The organism is Aquicella lusitana (genome assembly GCF_902459475.1).
Classification (GTDB): domain Bacteria; phylum Pseudomonadota; class Gammaproteobacteria; order DSM-16500; family DSM-16500; genus Aquicella; species Aquicella lusitana.
The window spans coordinates 1,304,459-1,322,823 of record NZ_LR699114.1 but is presented as its reverse complement, the minus strand read 5'-3'; the positions used below and the strand labels follow the sequence as shown (position 1 = coordinate 1,322,823).

The 18,365-nt window shown below is 44.5% G+C and carries 12 protein-coding genes; 7 read left to right on the top strand and 5 right to left on the bottom strand.

Features of this window, described 5'->3' with window-relative positions; all coding sequences use genetic code 11:
- Nucleotides 1-25: 25 nt before the first annotated feature.
- The 3 genes from AQUSIP_RS06035 to dnaE all read right to left on the bottom strand — a co-directional run bounded on the left by AQUSIP_RS06035 (nucleotide 26) and on the right by dnaE (nucleotide 5,691).
- Entirely contained in the window at nucleotides 26-277 is a 252-nt protein-coding gene (locus AQUSIP_RS06035; RefSeq protein ID WP_114835243.1) for a hypothetical protein, read from the bottom strand.
- A gap of 70 nt (nucleotides 278-347) precedes the next feature.
- Nucleotides 348-2,126, bottom strand: a complete 1,779-nt coding sequence (locus AQUSIP_RS06030; protein ID WP_114835242.1) for a zeta toxin family protein — start codon at nucleotides 2,124-2,126, stop codon at nucleotides 348-350.
- Between the two features lie 115 nt (nucleotides 2,127-2,241).
- Entirely contained in the window at nucleotides 2,242-5,691 is a 3,450-nt protein-coding gene (gene dnaE / locus AQUSIP_RS06025; RefSeq protein WP_114835241.1) for a DNA polymerase III subunit alpha, read from the bottom strand.
- 154 nt (nucleotides 5,692-5,845) lie between these two features.
- Between dnaE and AQUSIP_RS06020 the strand changes: the two genes are divergently transcribed.
- From AQUSIP_RS06020 to tilS, 3 genes are all read left to right on the top strand, one after another.
- Entirely contained in the window at nucleotides 5,846-6,763 is a 918-nt protein-coding gene (locus AQUSIP_RS06020; RefSeq protein ID WP_114835240.1) for a hypothetical protein, read from the top strand.
- A 286-nt stretch (nucleotides 6,764-7,049) separates the two neighbouring features.
- Nucleotides 7,050-8,003 carry an acetyl-CoA carboxylase carboxyltransferase subunit alpha gene (locus tag AQUSIP_RS06015; RefSeq protein WP_114835239.1) on the top strand — a complete coding sequence of 318 codons (954 nt, stop codon included), beginning with the start codon at nucleotides 7,050-7,052 and terminating at the stop codon, nucleotides 8,001-8,003.
- A complete protein-coding gene (gene tilS, locus AQUSIP_RS06010) occupies nucleotides 8,000-9,310 on the top strand; it encodes a tRNA lysidine(34) synthetase TilS (protein ID WP_114835238.1) in 1,311 nt (436 codons plus the stop codon). The genes AQUSIP_RS06015 and tilS overlap by 4 nt, the downstream gene beginning before the upstream one ends.
- An 88-nt stretch (nucleotides 9,311-9,398) precedes the next feature.
- Here tilS and AQUSIP_RS06005 read toward each other — a convergent pair whose 3' ends face one another.
- Complete coding sequence (locus tag AQUSIP_RS06005) at nucleotides 9,399-9,611, bottom strand: hypothetical protein (protein ID WP_114835237.1); 213 nt, start codon at nucleotides 9,609-9,611, stop codon at nucleotides 9,399-9,401.
- 211 nt (nucleotides 9,612-9,822) lie between these two features.
- On the opposite strand from AQUSIP_RS06005, the gene AQUSIP_RS06000 reads away from it, so the two are divergent.
- The 4 genes from AQUSIP_RS06000 to AQUSIP_RS05985 all read left to right on the top strand — a co-directional run bounded on the left by AQUSIP_RS06000 (nucleotide 9,823) and on the right by AQUSIP_RS05985 (nucleotide 15,975).
- Nucleotides 9,823-11,478, top strand: a complete 1,656-nt coding sequence (locus AQUSIP_RS06000; RefSeq protein ID WP_114835236.1) for a CTP synthase — start codon at nucleotides 9,823-9,825, stop codon at nucleotides 11,476-11,478.
- Nucleotides 11,475-12,305 carry a 3-deoxy-8-phosphooctulonate synthase gene (gene kdsA / locus AQUSIP_RS05995; RefSeq protein ID WP_114835235.1) on the top strand — a complete coding sequence of 277 codons (831 nt, stop codon included), beginning with the start codon at nucleotides 11,475-11,477 and terminating at the stop codon, nucleotides 12,303-12,305. Before AQUSIP_RS06000 ends, kdsA begins: the two co-directional genes overlap by 4 nt.
- Nucleotides 12,306-12,540: 235 nt before the next feature.
- Complete coding sequence (locus AQUSIP_RS05990; protein ID WP_170131874.1) at nucleotides 12,541-14,532, top strand: RasGEF domain-containing protein; 1,992 nt, start codon at nucleotides 12,541-12,543, stop codon at nucleotides 14,530-14,532.
- 396 nt (nucleotides 14,533-14,928) lie between these two features.
- Nucleotides 14,929-15,975: an IS481 family transposase gene (locus AQUSIP_RS05985; protein WP_114835537.1), complete on the top strand. Its 1,047-nt coding sequence runs from the start codon at nucleotides 14,929-14,931 to the stop codon at nucleotides 15,973-15,975.
- 110 nt (nucleotides 15,976-16,085) lie between these two features.
- Here AQUSIP_RS05985 and AQUSIP_RS05980 read toward each other — a convergent pair whose 3' ends face one another.
- Entirely contained in the window at nucleotides 16,086-18,296 is a 2,211-nt protein-coding gene (locus AQUSIP_RS05980) for a hypothetical protein (protein WP_114834537.1), read from the bottom strand.
- Nucleotides 18,297-18,365: the final 69 nt, after the last annotated feature.

The following is an 18,365-nucleotide window of genomic DNA, read 5'->3' as shown; positions in this document are numbered from 1 at the left end:
TTGCCCGTTTAAACTGGCTAAAAGCTTAATTGTGGAAGTTAAATAGGGGATGGTCACTCTCGCCGCTTTGCTCCAGTGCGTCAGCTGTACCGAGTTCCGTTTTACTTAACGAGTTTGCTTCAGCTGCTGGAATTGATTTTAGCGAATCCTTGTAAGGCTTTTTGCTGAACAGATGATTGTTTGATTTTGTACTGTTAACAAATTTCATTGGATTAACACCTTCTCTTAAAGGAAGTTTGCCTAATTGCGCTCTCGGTAAAAAAAATCGACAGAACATAAAGATATCCTTATTCTCGACCCTTTCTTTGATCTTAGCGCTATCTGAAAAAGAGTAAAGTCCTTTTTACTTAGACTTTACTCATTCTATAAGATTCCAACATCTCCTGTTTGAATTTTAATTGATCAAAAAGCAGTTTGCTTACCGGGTCACGCGTCACCAAGCTATTAAAAAGCTCTTTATTTTTAATCACTAAACCCTTCTTATGGGAATAAATAGCATAGAGGTGGTGTGAAACCGTATCATAATCGATGTCTTTGGCAGACGGATCGATAAACAGTATTTCTTTATTTCCATATTCTTTTAGAAAATCCGTTATGAGTGCATCCTGTGTAATTTTCCGGGGTGACAAATAAATCGCTTCGGTACTCGTTGCGACAGGATTGATATGGGATTTTTTAATGAAATCTAACATCCCTTTAATATCACGAATAATAATTTTGTCCTGCTCGCAGTGAAATGCAGCAATGAGGGCATTCTTTTCGCCTGATTCATGAAGTAATGCATAGGTGTTATATAGCGTCATGACAATATCCTTGCCGCTATGCTTGGCCAGAATTTTAGGCGTTTCCCTGCTGACCAGTTGCTGCCCCCCCAATACCGCGGAAACAGGCGGGAGTCTTTCCTGAGTCGATAAATACCGCTGGTAATTGCCTTCCACAGCTTTTTCCGGCGGGTAAGAAGTCAGCGACACTCGCAATTTACAGCCGGCTTGTGTACCCATTTGAATTTCCTCATCAATGGGGCATACCGTTTCCATAAAGATATTAGGTGCATAGCCCGTCAAAGTTAGTTTTTTCGTAATTAACCTCAGCGTTTCCTCGGTTATCATACGCGCTTCATCCTGCGTGTGCAGGCTGCGCAGCGCAATATCTGTGCCAATGGATTCGTCATCTTTGAGTAGGAAGAGCCTGAAACGGTCGGTTGAAATGAAAGCAAAGTCGGACAGGTTAAGTTCGTACTCCGTTTTCATTTTGGCAGCGAACTGCTTGGTCGTCATGGATTTGCCTGAAGCAGGTCCGCCAGCCATGACCTGCATTAAGCGCTTGTCTGCACTAAATTGAGGCAGCATCAACATGATTTGCTGACGATCCTGCTCAGAAACGCTATTCAGCGAAGTTAGGTGCTGTTTTTTAACCTGATCGGAAACGACATCGACGACGATAGAATAAGTCGTGGATTCTATTGAATCACGTAATAAATCATCCATGATGATTTTTGTTGCTGTCGAAGTAATGATAGCAGGCGAAAAACTTAATGTGCGTGAATGGATAGCATCAATGATTTCTAAATACTGTTCCCTGATTTTATTCCTGCTGGCGCTGGATGAATGGATGGCTTCATAAACGGAATTCTCAATTTCTCGCTCCATTTCTTTATAAGTTTTATGATGATCGGCAACAGCCTGTTGAACGACATGATTCAATCGGCTGCAGACATGAACAAAATGATGGTCATCTTCAATCTTTATTTCACCTGCAACAATGGCGGCAAGCTGCTGTTTTGCTTTTCGCTGTGGTTTGAATACGATGATTTTTCTGGGATAACGATAAGGATGCTCATTATGCCCAGTGCTGCCGATGGCTGCAAAGATTGTTTTTAAATCGTCCAGTGAGCGGGTGATATAATTAGGATTGGTAATAGTAAAATGCAATCCCGTCGGCAAGCTTTTTTTGCCCATTAAAACATCCGATACCCGATAGGGAGAAGTGACGTATGACCATGCATTCGGTTTGCCGGTGGAATAGTGACGTTTAAAAAAAAGACAAGACGACTGCTTTTTGCCCTGGTGGCTTACCTTCGAAGTTGAAAATACTTTCCAGCCAGGAATGCTTTGATACCTGAACATTCCTCTTTCCTCATTCTATTTTATAATAATAAGATTTTTAGCAGCGTATCCTACTCGAGCTACCTTAAGAAAGTATTAGAAAGGAGGAAGTTCCTTTATGTTGTATTTTCCCGCATTAATAAACAAACTGCACTTGAGCTTCCGGTAGTGCACTTTGAAGCAAGCTTAATAATGTTTCGGCGGGTTTAATCAGCCATTCTTTCCCAAGCGTGATATCCGCTTTAATACCGTTGTTTTCATAACGAAACACGACTGGGCAGTTGCCACCGCGATGCGAAATCAATAGGGATTTTAGCTGCTGCATATCAAATGCCATTTCTGAGACATGAATTTGCAGACACTTAGAAAATCGTGCCCGGGCCTGGTCGATGGTGTACAAATCACGGCAAACCAGGCGCGGAAGGTTGTTGAATTCATCCAGGCTGACATCCCCTTCGATAACGACCAGCTGGTCTTCGTTGAGCCATTCGCGGTATTTCTGGTAAGCATCGGCAAAACAGACCATTTCAATTTGTGTGGTTCCATCATCCAGCGTGACGATTGCAATGCGATCGCCGCGTTTAGTTTGGCGGGTACGAACGAGAGAAATGATCCCCGCAACGCAGGCGGATTGATGTTCCGCGGGATGGAGTTCGGCTATACGGCATGTTGTAAAGTGAGCAAGTTCTTCAAGATATTGATGCAGAGGATGACCTGTCAGATAAAATCCAAGGGTTTCTTTTTCTCCTTGCAATTGCAGATCAGACGGCCAGGGCAGAGCCTCAATATACTGCGGCTGTGCGGTGTTCATTGTCATGCCTAACAAATCATGCTGACCGTACGTTTCATTGTGCAAGGCCTGTTCAGCCTGCTGTAAGGCATTATTCAATGAAGCCATCAGTGAAGCCCGATGTTTGCCAAACGTATCAAAACAACCTGATTTGATCAGCGCTTCGAGTACACGCCGATTGACCTTGCGCAAATCTATACGTTGGCAGAAATCAAATAAATCCGTGAAAGGCCCATTTTGTTCGCGCGCGGCAATAATATTTTCAATCGCTGCTTCACCAACGCCCTTGATGGCGCCTAATCCATAGACGAGGTTTTTGTCATCCTCTACTTTAAAAAAGTAATCACTATGATTGATGTCTGGCGGGGAAACGTGCAATTTGAGTGATTTGCATTCATCCAGCAGCACAATCACTTTTTCTGTGCGGTCCATATCCGAAGACAGCACGGCGGCCATAAAGGCTGCAGGATAATGCGTTTTCAGCCACGCAGTCTGATAAGCAATGAGGGCATACGAAGCGGAATGGGATTTATTAAATCCATAACCCGCAAATTTTTCCATCAGATCAAAAATATGGGTGGCAACATCCGCATTCACTCCGCGTTCAACAGCACCCTGGCAGAAGATCTCACGTTGTTTAGCCATTTCCTCCGGTTTTTTCTTACCCATGGCGCGGCGTAAAATATCTGCAGCGCCCAGGGTGTAGCCAGCCAGTACCTGTGCGATCTGCATCACCTGTTCCTGATAGACAATGGTACCGTAAGTAGGCCGTAAAATGGGTTCCAGTTTGGGATGGGGGTAAATGACTTTGGCGCGTCCGTGTTTGCGATTGATAAAGTCTTCCACCATGCCGGACTGTAGTGGTCCGGGCCGAAACAAGGCGACGAGCGCAACCAAATCTTCAAAGCAATCCGGCTGCAAACGTTTGATAAGATCACGCATGCCGTGTGATTCAAGTTGAAAGACAGCGGTGGATTGACAGGCTTTCAGCAAACGGAATGATTCAGGATCATTTAGTGGAATCAGGCTGATATCGATGGGCGCTTCGTTTTTTCTTGCACGATTAAGGTTAATGACTTTTAATGCGCGATCAATGATGGTGAGTGTTTTTAATCCCAGAAAATCGAATTTGACAAGGCCGACCGCCTCCACGTCATCTTTGTCAAATTGGGTGACAGGATGTGAGGCTTCGTTGGGTTCGCAATAAAGCGGCACAAAGTCAGTCAATTTCCCCGGCGCAATGACAATACCGCCCGCGTGTTTGCCCACATTACGAGTGATGCCTTCCAATTTTCGCGCGAGGTCAATCAGTGTGCGAACTTCTTCTTCCTGTTCATAGCGTTCACGCAGCAGCGGCTCCTGTTCCATGGCTTTATCCAAAGTGATGCCCAGTTCAAAGGGGATCAGTTTGGCTATTTTGTCGACGAAGCCATAGCCCAGTCCCAATACACGTCCCACATCACGTACGACTGCCTTGGCTGCCATCGTACCGTAAGTGATGATCTGGGAAACACTGTCATGCCCATGTTTATTCATGACATATTCAATGACGCGGTCGCGGCCTTCCATGCAGAAGTCGATATCAAAATCGGGCATGGATACACGCTCAGGGTTCAGAAATCGTTCGAAGAGAAGTTCGAGCGCAAGCGGATCCAGGTCGGTTATTTTTAGCGCGTAGGCAACCAGCGATCCGGGTCCGGAACCACGACCTGGGCCTACAGGGATGCCATTTTCCTTGGCCCATTTAGTGAAGTCAGCCACGATGAGAAAATAACCCGCAAAACCCATTTTGTTGATGACCTGTAGTTCCTGTTCAAGCCGCTCATCATAAATCTTGCGTTGAGTTGCAAAGTCTTCAGCTTGGGTATCAAAAAGATTTTTCAGACGTTCTTCCAGGCCTTCTTTAACAACTTCAGAAAGATAGCTTTCAGTCGTATAGCCAGCTGGCACTGGGAAGTGGGGCAGTTGGCTTTTGCCCAGGGTAAAGGTGACATTACAGCGTTTTGCGATTTCAACGGAATTGGCAAGGGCTTCTGGTATGTCAGCGAACAGCTTTTGCATTTCCGCCTGGCTGCGTAAGTACTGCTGGTCTGTATAAAGTCTTGGCCGATGCGGATCATTCAACGTCACACCTTCCTGGATGCAGACGCGGGCTTCATGGGCTTCAAAATCATCCCGGGTCAGAAATCGTACGTCATTGGTCGCAACGACAGGTACGGAAGCTGATTCAGCCAGTTTCACTACCGATTGAATATATTCATGCTCCTGCGCCTTGCCCGTTCGGCTGACTTCAATATAAAAACGGTTGGAAAAAAGCGATTGCCAGAAAGCCAGGCAATCTTGAGCTTTTTCTTGCTCATGACGGAGCAAAGCTTGCCCGATATCGCCTTCCTGGGCGCCGGAGAGGGCGATCAATCCTTCTGTTAAGGAAGAGGAAAGCCAGGCTTTCTGGACCACAGGCTGTCCATTGGCTTGCCCTTCCAGATAACTTTTTGAAACCAGTTTTAACAGGTTTTGATAACCTTCGTGTGTCTGGCAAAGGAGAGTCAGGCGGGAGAGTTCTTTTAAATCACTGTTAACGGCAACCTGAATATCTATACCGATAATCGGCTTAATACCTGCGCTGATAGCCGCCTGATAGAATTTGACAATAGCGTACAAATTGCCCAGGTCTGTAATGGCAATGGCTGGCATCCCAAAGGCAGCAGCCTTTTCCATCAGTGAGGGGATGGTAATTAAACCATCGCGCAAAGAATATTCTGTATGTATACGTAAATGAACAAAATTGAGATCCATGATCTGTACGGGTCCCTGACTTGACTGGCCTATACATTAACAGCAGTTATCGAATTTTGCCATGCTTTCGCCCGGTCATAGGCTGGTTAATTTTGCCTCAGCAGTTACTGTGTTATGATTTATTGATAGAGGCAGCGGAGCAAGGAGAACAAGAGTGGAAAATCGATTCTTTATGGCAAAAGAAAGCAAACCCGTTTGCATTTTTGATTTTGATTACACTATCAGCCGCCATCATTTGCATATTTCCGCCAGAAATATCATTAATCAGCTGCTTGCTGAAGGTAACCAAGAAGCGGCAGCCCTCTTCAAAGATAAAATTAATGCGAAGACGAATAAGATAAAGCTTGAGGTAAATGTAGAAGAAAAATGGTCACCTGAGCAGCAAGCCTTTATTTGGGACAAACTCAAAGCGGCGGGCTTGCTGGAACCGACGGGGAATAAAGAAGAATGGCGGGCTATTTTCAAGACACTGATAGAGGCAAATTATCCTGTTTATATTGCTTCGTTTAGCAGCTTCAAGTTTTTAATTGAACGTTTTTTGCAGGATGAAGAATTTGGCTTGGGATTATCAAAACCAGAATTGGACGCTATCCAGGTTTTATCCTGTCTTCCCAGCAAGGAAGACAATAAAAACATGCACGTCTTTCATGTGCTGAGGCAGGAAAAAGGTGAGATCCCGCGCGGTACGCCATTCAGTGATACGTTGGAAAATGAAGCAAAGCTGCATCATGAGCTGGAGGAAATGACAAACAGAAAAGAATTACCTGACGAAGGTCTCGCAAATTACGAAATCTATTATAAGGACCTATTGAAAGCCATTCCTTTTGCGTTGATCGATGACACGGACAGAAACACCAATGGTATTCACGAATATATAAAAACCCTCATCAGACATGCTTCAGAGCAGGAAGAGCCCGAGCTTAAAATGTTGCAGAAACAGCTGGAAGAAGCCACAAAATGGGTAGACAGGTCTCAACCGGACGGTATTCCCAAGGAAGTCATGGCTTACCTCTCAAAGTGCTTTGCTGTTTCTTTTGATAAAAAAGTGGGAATGGAAAGGAAGGCTACCTGAAGGCTCACCTACTGGATAGTCCTCGCATTAAATTCCATTACTCCCTTCCGCCGGCGTCCTGCTGCTTGTCAGCGGGACGGCGAGAACAGAAATTTACTGGACAGTAATGCGCTTCCCTCAGGATGACAGTTTTTGTGAACGTTTTTCAAAAATGGCCAGAGTCCAGTTTAAGCCCTCTGTACAGAGGTTTAAGCCAATAAGATGCTCAAAAAAGCACCGTGGTATTAGTTTTAATCACAAAGATTAGGTATTATATCGGTTTTTCGCTTTAGCATAGGTTTAAAACATGAACATCAATTTTCTCGATTTTGAGCAGCCCATTGCTGAACTTGAAGCCAAGATTCAGGAATTACGCATGGTGGGAACCGATGCGGATATTAATTTGAGCGAGGAAATTACCCGTTTAGAAACTAAATGTAACCAATTGATAAAAGAGACATTTAGCAGGCTGACCCCTTGGCAGGTCACACAGCTCGCGCGACATCCGCAACGACCCCATACCATTGATTATCTTTCCCGTGTCTTTACCGAATTTGATGAACTTTCGGGGGATAGAGCGCTGTCCGCCGGCGCACCCATTATCGCGGGATTGGCCCGTTTGGAAGGCCAGCCGGTGGTGGTCATCGGCCATGAAAAGGGGCGCAAAACCCAGGAAAAAATAGAGCGTAATTTTGGCATGCCTAACCCTGAAGATTATCGCAAGGCGCTGCGTATCATGAAAATGGCTGAGCGTTTCAAGCTCCCCATTATTACTTTTATAGATACGCCGGGCGCGTATCCCGGCATCGGTGCGGAAGAGCGCAACCAGAGTGAAGCCATTGCCCGCAATCTCTTTGCCATGTCACGCCTTAAAACACCTATCATTTGTACGGTAATTGGCGAAGGCGGTTCCGGCGGTGCACTGGCTATTGGCGTAGGTGACCGTGTATTCATGCTGCAGCATGCTGTTTACTCCGTGATTTCACCTGAAGGATGTGCATCCATTCTGTGGAAGAGTGCGGAAAAAGCGCCAGAAGCGGCGGACGCCATGAACCTGACAGCTGATAAAATTTTAAAGCTGGGGCTGGTGGATGATATTATCCCGGAGCCATTGGGCGGCGCACACCGTAATTATGATCTCATGGCACAAACACTGAAAAAGAAATTAATAGAACAACTGACTGAGCTGCAATCCTATCCGCTTTCTACCTTACTTGAAGAGCGTCACAAACGTATTATGTCTTACGGGTTGAGTGCATGACCCTGTTTGAGGCAGTCTCTGCTTTCTGCGCTCGACATGGATTTGACAAAACGTATTGGCTAGCATATAGCGGCGGTCTGGATTCACACGTGTTATTGTCGCTTTGCGCTGAATTGCGCACTGTTTTTCCTCTCAAGTTAAAAGCAATCCATATTCATCACGGCCTGAGTGCTCAGGCGGATAAATGGGCAAAACATTGCGCGCGTGTTTGTCGTGAATATGACATTGTTTATATCGAACATGCCATTCAACTGGATCTGGCGCCGGGTGATAGCCTGGAAGAAATAGCCAGAACCAGGCGCTATGCGGTATTGGCGGAATGTCTTGGAGAAGGCGATATACTGCTTACCGCGCACCAACAGGATGACCAGGCTGAAACGCTCTTGCTGCAATTATTTCGCGGTGCAGGGTTGAAAGGACTGGCAGCCATGCCTTCTTTCAAGCCATTTGCGCGCGGTTTTCATGGCAGACCTCTTCTGGCCTTTCCCCGTGCTGAACTCAGGCATTATGCAGATGCTCATCATCTTGAATGGATGGAGGATGAGTCTAATCAGGATCTCAGGCTGACGCGGAACTTTATTCGTCATACTATTCTGGGTCCGTTAAAAGCACGCTGGCCTACAATAGTAAGCGCCATTTCCCGCAGCGCAGGGCATTGCGCAGAAGCCCACACTCTGCTGGCTGAATTAACCACGCCAGCGTTTAATCTGGAGAATGCGGATACGCAGCCGCTTTCGATTGAAAAACTGTTGCCGCTTGATGCGCCTAAGCAGCGCTGGATGCTGCGCACCTGGATCGAGCGGTCAGGGTTCCCGGTGCCCGATACCCGAAAAATGGAAACTATCCGCCTCAATGTGCTGAGTGCAAATTGGGATCGCTTGCCTGTTGTGAAATGGGGAAATACGGAATTGAGAAGGCATAGGGACAAGCTTTATTTAATGTCCAGCCTCTTACCTCATGATCCAAAACAGCAATTTGAATGGGACTTAACCGGCCCGCTGCCCCTGCCATTTCTTGGGGCATTGCATGTCTCGATGCTTGAGGGTGCCGGATTGCGCGCTGATATACAACAGGTTTCAGTCAGGTTTCGTCAGGGGGGTGAGAAAATACCTATACCGGGACGGGGCCGGCGTACATTAAAAAATCTTTTACAGGAATGGGATGTTTTGCCATGGGAGCGGGACAGGCTTCCGCTCATCTTTGCGGGGGGTGTTCTGGCAATGATTCCAGGATATTTTATTCATCCTGATTTCGAGGCAAGAAAGGGAGAGAAGGGCTTGGCAATACAAGTCGTGCCAGTTGCATGACTTTTGTTATCCCCGCTCTGCGCGGGGATAACAAGTCTAGACGCGTATTCTAGCACTCTCCAATCACAACTTCTTTCAGCAAGATAAATCAGTCTTTCTTATCGTGACAATGGTTATGGTGATGGCAGCAGGTGCAGAGATATTTGACGAGTGCGCCAAAGGCAAGGATGGGCAGGGTCACATCAAAGAAATCACGGAATACAATCAATTTGACCAGTTGGTCGCGGGGAAGCACAAGAGCAAAAATACCGACTGCAATTGCGATGATAATAATCAGGGCTACAAAGATTCGCATTAGCATTGAAATCATCTCCTAGTTTGGGAACGCTTATCCATTTAACCTGTACAGCCTAAAATGATATGGGGTGGGAGTCAAGAATTAAGCAAGGTGATGAAAATAAAGCTAACATCTGATTAATTTATCAGGTGGCGTTGCGGTGGAAAAGGCTTTTTGTTACTCTCCAAGCAAAATTTTTTCAATATTGTTCATCATTCAGATATAATTCATCACCATGACAAAATACATATTTATTACAGGCGGCGTGGTTTCTTCTTTGGGCAAAGGCGTTGCCGCAGCGTCGTTAGGCACCATCCTTGAAGCACGCGGTCTTCGCGTCAATTTAATGAAGCTGGATCCCTATATCAATGTGGATCCGGGTACCATGAATCCCTTCCAGCATGGCGAAGTGTTTGTCACCGAAGACGGGGCAGAAACAGACCTGGATCTGGGTCATTATGAGCGCTTTGTACGGGTCAAAATGACCAAGGCGAACAATTTTACTACAGGCCGTATTTATGCCAACGTGATCCGCAAAGAGCGCAAGGGAGATTACCTGGGTGGCACCGTACAAGTCATTCCCCATATTACGGATGAGATCAAGCAATGTATTGCCCAGGGCGCAGGCGATGTGGATGTTGCGCTGATTGAAATTGGCGGTACCGTGGGCGATATTGAGTCACTGCCTTTCCTGGAAGCTATTCGTCAAATGCGTATGGAATTAGGCCGTCAGAATACCCTGTTTATCCATTTGACTCTGTTGCCTTTTATTCCCACTGCCGGCGAAATCAAGACCAAACCTACACAGCACTCTGTTAAAGAATTACGCTCCATTGGTATTCAGCCCGACATCTTACTCTGCCGTAGCGATAGACCCATTTCCGATAGTGCGCGCTCCAAAATTGCTCTCTTTACCAACGTGGAAAAAGAAGCGGTTATTCCACTGCTGGATGTGGATTTTATATACCAACTACCTATTTCTTTGCATGAGCAAGGTTTGGACAGGATTGTGGTGCAGCATCTGGGGCTGAAAGCCAAGCCGGCTGATCTCAGCGAGTGGGAGCGTGTGGTTGATGCTTATCGCCATCCCGATGTAGAAGTCACCATCGGCATGGTTGGGAAATATGTGGATTTGACCGATTCTTATAAATCCCTGTCTGAAGCGTTGAAGCACGCAGGCATACAGACACGTACCCGCGTAAATATTGAATACATTGATTCAGAAGAGCTGGAACAAAAGGGCGCGGCGAAAATGCTGACGTTGTTGGACGCTATTCTGGTGGCACCGGGTTTTGGGAAGCGTGGCACGGAAGGCAAAATTCTGGCTGCTCAGTATGCACGCGAAAACAAGATTCCCTATTTTGGCATCTGCCTGGGTATGCAAATTGCAATGATCGAATACGCTCGCCACAAGGCAAACATGCCGGGTGCCTGCAGCACGGAATTTAATGCCGATACACCTTATCCTGTTGTTGCACTGGTAACAGAATGGATTGATCAAAAAGGTACGCGAGAACTTCGCAGTGAAAAATCGGACGTAGGCGGCACCATGCGTCTAGGTGGCCAGGCTTGTGATCTGGTACCCGGCTCATTGGCACATCGCCTGTATGGCAAAGATGTGATTGTTGAACGTCATCGCCACCGTTACGAAGTGAATAATAATCTGCTGCCCGCTATTGAAAAAGCGGGCATGAAAGTATCGGGACGATCAGTAAAGGACAAACTGGTGGAGCTGGTTGAGTTGCCGGATCATCCCTGGTTTATTGGCTGCCAGTTTCATCCGGAATTTACCTCCACGCCGCGCGATGGCCATCCCCTGTTTATTGGTTTTATACGCGCTGCCAAAGCCTATCATGAGAGCAAAGAAAAAGCAGAGGTCATGACAAAATGAAATTATGCAGCTTTAAAACGGGCTTGGATCAACCTTTCTTTTTAATCGCAGGCCCCTGCGTTATTGAAAGTGAACAGTTTGCTATCGATACGGCCGGCGAGCTAAAAGCGATCACACAAGCCCTGGGTATTCCATTTATTTATAAATCTTCATTTGATAAGGCGAACCGCACTTCGCAGCACAGCTATCGCGGTCCGGGTATGGAAGCAGGTTTGCGTATACTCGATGCAGTTAAAAAGCAGCTGGGGGTGCCTGTATTAACGGATGTGCATGAAGATACACCCATCGAAGAAGTGGCAAGCGTGGTCGACGTTCTGCAGACGCCCGCTTTTTTGTGCAGACAAACCAATTATATCCGGCGTGTCGCCGAGCAGGGCTTGCCGGTTAACATTAAAAAAGGCCAGTTTCTTTCTCCCTGGGAAATGAAACATGTAGTGGATAAAGCGCGTGAAACAGGCAATGCGCAGATTATGGTTTGCGAGCGTGGCGCATCCTTTGGCTACAATAATCTCGTGTCGGATATGCGTTCACTCGCCGTTATGCGTGAAACCGGCTGTCCGGTTGTTTTTGATGCTACCCACTCCGTGCAACTGCCCGGCGGCGGTGGAACCAAATCCAGCGGCCAGCGTCAATTTGTACCCGTGCTTGCACGCGCGGCAATTGCAGCGGGGGTTGCCGGTATTTTTATGGAAACCCATCCAAATCCTGATCAAGCGCCTTCTGACGGTCCCAATATGTGGCCTTTGCAGAAAATGCGCGAATTACTTGAAACGCTGAAGGCGCTTGATGCGGTCGTGAAACAAGCCCGGCTGTTGGAAGCGGAATAAGAAGCGGTCTTGACTTGGCGTGGCGATGTCAGGTTTCACTGGCATCGCAACAATGAGCAATGACCCAGCTTTTCAGATTGTTCAAGCAAGTTTTTTCTCATACATTGATTCTTCATTCTTAAGTTTTCCTTAAGCTTCAGGTGTTACGCTTTTAAAGATTTTTTTATTTATTCTCATAGTGTTAAAGAAAAGAGCAGTGTTTGAATAATAACCAAGGCCAATGGGAGGCCCCAAAATGTCATCAACAAGGTCAGCGAGAGAAAGCGAGTTAGTTAATAAAATTAGTATAGCAATTCAGGGCGAAAGGCCTACTCTTTTGGGTTTGATAGGAGAGATGGAAGCATATTTGCTGGCGAATGCCGCGTCTCTTAAAAATGAGCCAAAGCGATTTAAAAAATTAAAAAAACTCTATCGCAAGGCAGTGAATAAGTATGCGGACATACAGGAATGCATCAGCATGCATCTTGTTAAGGAGCTGACGGATCTTACCCAAGTTCCCGCCGATAAATCCAAAGCACCGCTGAGCCATCAACGCTGTTTTAATTTTACTGATCAACTGGCCCTGGAAGCGGCAAAAGATTTGCTTTCCAAAGAAACAAAAGATGAACGTACTATTGCAATGGAGCGATGGATCGCCATTATGAGAAGGCAGTTTAACAGGCGCGATTATCAGACAGCGAATGCGATTTTGTCCGCTTTAAACTTTGATTCGATCAGCCGTTTAAATAGCACAAAAGAAGGATTGACGCCCGAAGCAAAGCAGTTGAAAGCCGAGATTGAAAGTTTAATGGCTAAGCAGGCTGTCCTGATTGAAAATAAAAACAAAGTCATTATTCCACGTTTCGTCTATTACACAGGTCATTTTACCAAGTTGCTTGATCGCATTAGTGTGGATAAAAAAAGGTTTGAGGAAACGGGTGATTCGTATGAGCGAAGCCAGCTTCGACAGCAAATAGCTGAAAACGAATATGCACTGCAACGATATGTAAAGGAACTGCAGGTTATTCAAAGAGAACTGGAACAAAAACTGGAAAAAGATCAAACCAAATTAAATTATTTTCTTTATGAAAAAATGACCGCGGCTATCGATTTGGAAGAGATGAGAAAAGGTGAAAGATTGTATGAAAAATCGCTTCAACACGAACCGCGAGGCACGAAAGTTGTACCTGCAAACCAGCTGAGTCAAACGCCGGAACTTTCTTTGAATCAAAATAAGCGTGTTATCATTAACAAGCGATGCAGGCAGATTATCAAAATCGATGCAGCAAAAAAAGCAATTGAAAATCATAACAGTGAAATCAAGGGCGCGTTAAGGCAATTGCAGGATTATTCCGCCGCACAGGCAGATACAAGATCGGGTAATGACAAACGAAAACGGATTGAACAAATAAGAAAGGAGCTGGAGCCCCTTGAAAAGTATGTTCAAAATCCGATTGGAAAAGGCAGTATTCCTGAAATCAAACAGTATATTGCGATAATAGAAAACGCATTGCGTGACGATAACAATCACAAACATACGCATTTTAATTTTATTAAAAAGCAAAAGGGCGTTGATACAACCCTGGTAGTTCAATTGAAAACCTTAAAAACCCTTTTAGAAAAAGCTGAAAAATTGGAATCAGAAAGAGCAGCGTTACAGCAAGCACTGGATGGTGCAAACCGCAGGCGAAAGAAGGGAGCGCAGCAGACGAAGGCGGTTGATAAGAAAATTGAAAAAACGATTGAAGAAAAAACACCCGAGCGGGTTGAACCAGTTAAGCTTGAGGATGCTGAGAAGGGAAAAGCGACAGAAGCACTGCCGCCTTCCCTGATGAGTGAGGATAAGCCAATCATTAAAGCTGAGAATGCGAGCCAGGAAAAAAATGTTGAACTGTCTACAAGGAAAATTGTGGAAGAGTTAGCGCGGACAGTAGTGGTTCCATCAGCCAGTGCGCCGCTTGTGCCAGCCCCTGAAAAAAATAAACACCCCGTCATGCGCCGGCAGATCAGCAAGAAAATCGAAAGGCTCTCTTTGATCTTTGAAAATCCAGATTCAGATAGCTCGGCTGGTTTGGCGGGCGACGGCTTGGTGAGAAATAATTCCACAAGCGGGGATTTTGTCAAATTGGCAGATGTTTCATCCCTAATTACGCTGTATGAGAAAAGTCAGAAAAAGAAATCAATCGATAGCCGGAAGCTTGAAGAGGGTATAGAGGAACCACAAAATACGGTGAAACAAAAAAGATAGTGGTTAAGCTGGTATAGTTAACATGAACCGGTTCGGATCTGATCTGACACTTGCTGCTTGAAAAAAGTAAAGTTACAACTTCAGCAAACTCTTTCTATCAGGAGTTGTGGCGGTTTTTCTGAAAACAAGCTTAAGCTTATTCATTTCTAAAATAAGCTAATGCATATTTTGAATGCTTGCCTATTCCTGTTTATTATTATCGCTTATTTCGATGGGTTAGCTGAGAATAGGCAGTCACAAAATTTTATTTACAGGCTCGTTCAGTATGTTTTTTCTCGTCATTGCTTAAGGTGCATTAGTTCCGATCTAATCTGACACTTGCTACTTGAAAAAAGTAAGGTTACCCGTTTTGATAGTTATGTCGAGTAAAAATCAAAACATTAAAGAGGTAACCTTATGTACGAGTGTACGCAAAAAATCATTAAAAACAAGGTCGGTCTGTTAAATTTGGCAGAAGAGCTAGGGAATGTATCAAGAGCCTGCAAGGTAATGGGCTTCTCCAGAGATACGTTTTATCGTTATAAATCAGCAGTTGAGCAAGGAGGCATTGAGACCTTGTTCGACAAGAGCAGACGGCAGCCAAACATCAAGAACCGCACCGATGAAGCTACAGAGAATGCTGTATTGGACTATGCCATTGAGTACCCCGCGCATGGTCAATTAAGAGTCAGTAATGAGCTTAGGAAAAGAGGTGTTTTTGTTTCTCCTAGCGGTGTTCGTTGCATCTGGCTAAGGCATGATTTGGCATCATTTAAACAGCGTCTAACCGCACTGGAAAAGAAATCTGCCGAGGAGAACTTAATTCTAACTGAAGCACAACTGGCCGCGCTAGAACGCAAAAAAGACGATGATATGGCCTGCGGTGAAATTGAAACAGCACATCCTGGCTATCTTGGTTCACAAGATACCTTTTATGTTGGCAATCTCAAGGGTGTTGGGCGCATTTATCAGCAAACATTTGTTGATACCTACTCCAAAGTGGCTCATTGCAAGCTATATACCACAAAAACACCGATTACATCTGCTGACCTGTTAAATGATCGTGTGTTGCCATTCTTTGAAGAACAAGGCTTGGGCTTGCTGCGCGTATTAACGGATCGTGGCACTGAGTTTTGCGGCAAGGTAGAGCAACACGATTACGAGTTGTATTTGGCGCTCAATGATATTGAGCACACCAAAACGAAAGCTCAATCACCCCAGACCAATGGCATCTGTGAACGCTTTCATAGGACGATTCTGAATGAGTTTTATCAGGTTGCTTTCCGAAAGAAAGTTTACACAACTATTGACGAGTTGCAAAAAGATCTGGATGATTGGCTCGGTTATTACAACAATGAACGCACACATCAGGGTAAAATGTGTTGTGGCCGAACTCCGATGGCGACATTGATTGATGGTAAAAGAATCTGGAAGGAAAAAGTTGATAATCTCAACTTGAACTGACAGTAAAACCGTAACTGAAAAACGGGTAACTGTCAGATCAAGTCGGAACTTTTACACTTAAGGTTGCGGATTTGTTGATGAGATTGTACCTGTTATTACGAACGAGCCGTTCAGGTTTTCGACGCGGCCACTTTTTTTTGTTGCGTCATATCGATAGGGTGACGTTTGTTTAAGGCATCAATGGCGCCTTTAATGTTTTTAATGTCTTCAATGGGTTGTTTTAATATTTTTGCAATTCCTACAGCAATCTCTTTGTCGCCGTTAACGAATTGCGAAAAGGTAGTCTCATCTAGCGATTTTAATATGGGCCACGTTTCTTTGATCATTGGAATGCCTACCGGATCATAATTATAATACAGTCTATATATTTGAATGCGGGAAAAGCCGGCTTTATTCAATGCTTTTTCAAATTCCTTAAATTCTTTGAAGTCGTTTCCTCTTAAGCTTTCACTATCCATTAAGTCGGGAAGTATTTTTACGTATTCGGTTTGATGGCCAGGTTTGATTCTTGATATTTTATTATCATCAGGTGGATATTTTGCAAGGCAGCCTGGATGGTCATTTTCCGCGCTTTGTAATATCAGTGCTAACAGACGGGGGTAGTGGTAATCATTTCTGTCGCTGTTTATTCTTTTGATGAAATCATCGGTCGTTTTTGCTTTTCCTATGCCTAAAAAAGGCTTGCAAAATTCATTTTCACACCTTTGAAATTCGGTTTCTAAGAGTCCAACCAGGCCGGCAAATTTGTCCTTTGCATTGTCCGCCTTCAAGTTTGTCACGCCTGAAAGTAATTTATTTATATCATTGCTATGGCGAGATCTTCCTAACCCATAATACATATCTTGTAATGATTTGATGCGGTGAAGTAGGAGAGAGGCTTTAATGTCCCATTGGCTATCGAGCATCGTTTGCAATTTGCCTTTTGATTCATTTGTTAATTGAAGTTGCTGATCCGGTTTGAAGTGCAAGGCACCCATTTTCTGCATTGTGTATTTTACGATCCGATTTGCGTTTTTTGTTAGTGTCGTATGTATGATACCTTTTTCATCATCAGGTGTATCAACCGGTGTTTGTTTGACATAAAGCATGTCAATTACATTTTTTTTGGCTGTCATAACAGCAGCCTCCAAAATCAGTCTTTCTCTGGTACTTAATCCCTGAATTGTAATTCCTAAGTGATCTCTTAAGGCGCTTTCTTGAATTCGTTCCTTATCAATGAAAATACCATTTTGGTCGGCTACGTCCTTTTTAACTTCTCCATTCTGATCAAACAAATCCTGTGGCAACTTGGAGAAAGAAACAGGAATACCCTTGATTTTCGCTGAACCTCTAGCATAAACAGCGTCATCCATCAATTCTGGATCGGATAATATTCTAAAGAGTTCTCCTTGGATGGCTAATTCCATCTTTTTATCTTGAACGACTTGATTATGGTGATTATGAATCATCTGGGTATAATTGCCATAATCGACACTATAAGTCTCGTCCTCATTTTCCTTCGGATCAAAATAGGTAAAACCAGCCACGGTTGTAGGTACAACTCTTTTTTGTAAATCACTTAATTGGGGTATGCTAATTTCACTTACCGGAACGTTTTGTTGTATTTCAGGCTGTGTTGTCAATGTGGAACGAGTAGATTCGTCACCACTCATTATTCTATCATGTGCTTTTTGTACAGATTGCTGGCATTTTTCTGAGTCATCAAAGTAGATAAGCGAATCAATATCAGCAGGAAGGTGCTCAATGAGCTTTTCATACATGAATCCCTTTGTATCTTCCCGATCTTTCGGGGATTTACCCTCATTGTAAAGATAATGCGCGACTAATGATGCTTTCCGATCCTGATTTCTTAGCATCTCACTAAATCCATTCGCTTCCTTTACGAGCTGTTCCGGATCTTCTGCGGTTTTACTTTTTTCCAGTATGGCCTGATATTTTTTTGCATATTCATCATACCAGTAGCCAACAGGATGATCTCCGACACAATCCATTGGAGTAACGACAGCCCGCACATTGAAGCCAGCTTTTTTGTATTCTTCTATGATTCTCATGCGGGTATAAATTCTATTTTCTTCACTTGACTTTTCGATGCCTGGAATTTTGCCCGCTAATTCTTGCGTAAAATTAAATCCTGTCATGGTGGTAAAAAAGAATATGTCAGTAATGCCTTGTGCTTTCAAGGCATCCATCATTGCCCGATTAAGGTACTCACCGCCCGGGTCGGTAACAGTGCGATCCACATCCAGCATCGCGGCTGTTTTTATCGCTCTTTGTGGGGCTGGATTTTTTATCTGTTTGATGAGTCGCTGATGTAATAACATACCGAGACTCCTGACGGCCATGTAGATCATAGTTAAATTATAATTCATTTGAGCAGAGGGTTGTTTTTT

Coding starts and splice junctions, on each gene's coding strand:
- AQUSIP_RS06035 (WP_114835243.1), bottom strand. CDS start 277: ATGTTCTGTCGATTTTTTTTACCGAGAGCGCAATTAGGCAAACTTCCT.
- AQUSIP_RS06030 (WP_114835242.1), bottom strand. CDS start 2,126: ATGTTCAGGTATCAAAGCATTCCTGGCTGGAAAGTATTTTCAACTTCG.
- dnaE (WP_114835241.1), bottom strand. CDS start 5,691: ATGGATCTCAATTTTGTTCATTTACGTATACATACAGAATATTCTTTG.
- AQUSIP_RS06015 (WP_114835239.1), top strand. CDS start 7,050: ATGAACATCAATTTTCTCGATTTTGAGCAGCCCATTGCTGAACTTGAA.
- tilS (WP_114835238.1), top strand. CDS start 8,000: ATGACCCTGTTTGAGGCAGTCTCTGCTTTCTGCGCTCGACATGGATTT.
- AQUSIP_RS06005 (WP_114835237.1), bottom strand. CDS start 9,611: ATGCTAATGCGAATCTTTGTAGCCCTGATTATTATCATCGCAATTGCA.
- AQUSIP_RS06000 (WP_114835236.1), top strand. CDS start 9,823: ATGACAAAATACATATTTATTACAGGCGGCGTGGTTTCTTCTTTGGGC.
- kdsA (WP_114835235.1), top strand. CDS start 11,475: ATGAAATTATGCAGCTTTAAAACGGGCTTGGATCAACCTTTCTTTTTA.
- AQUSIP_RS05990 (WP_170131874.1), top strand. CDS start 12,541: ATGTCATCAACAAGGTCAGCGAGAGAAAGCGAGTTAGTTAATAAAATT.
- AQUSIP_RS05985 (WP_114835537.1), top strand. CDS start 14,929: ATGTACGAGTGTACGCAAAAAATCATTAAAAACAAGGTCGGTCTGTTA.
- AQUSIP_RS05980 (WP_114834537.1), bottom strand. CDS start 18,296: ATGTTATTACATCAGCGACTCATCAAACAGATAAAAAATCCAGCCCCA.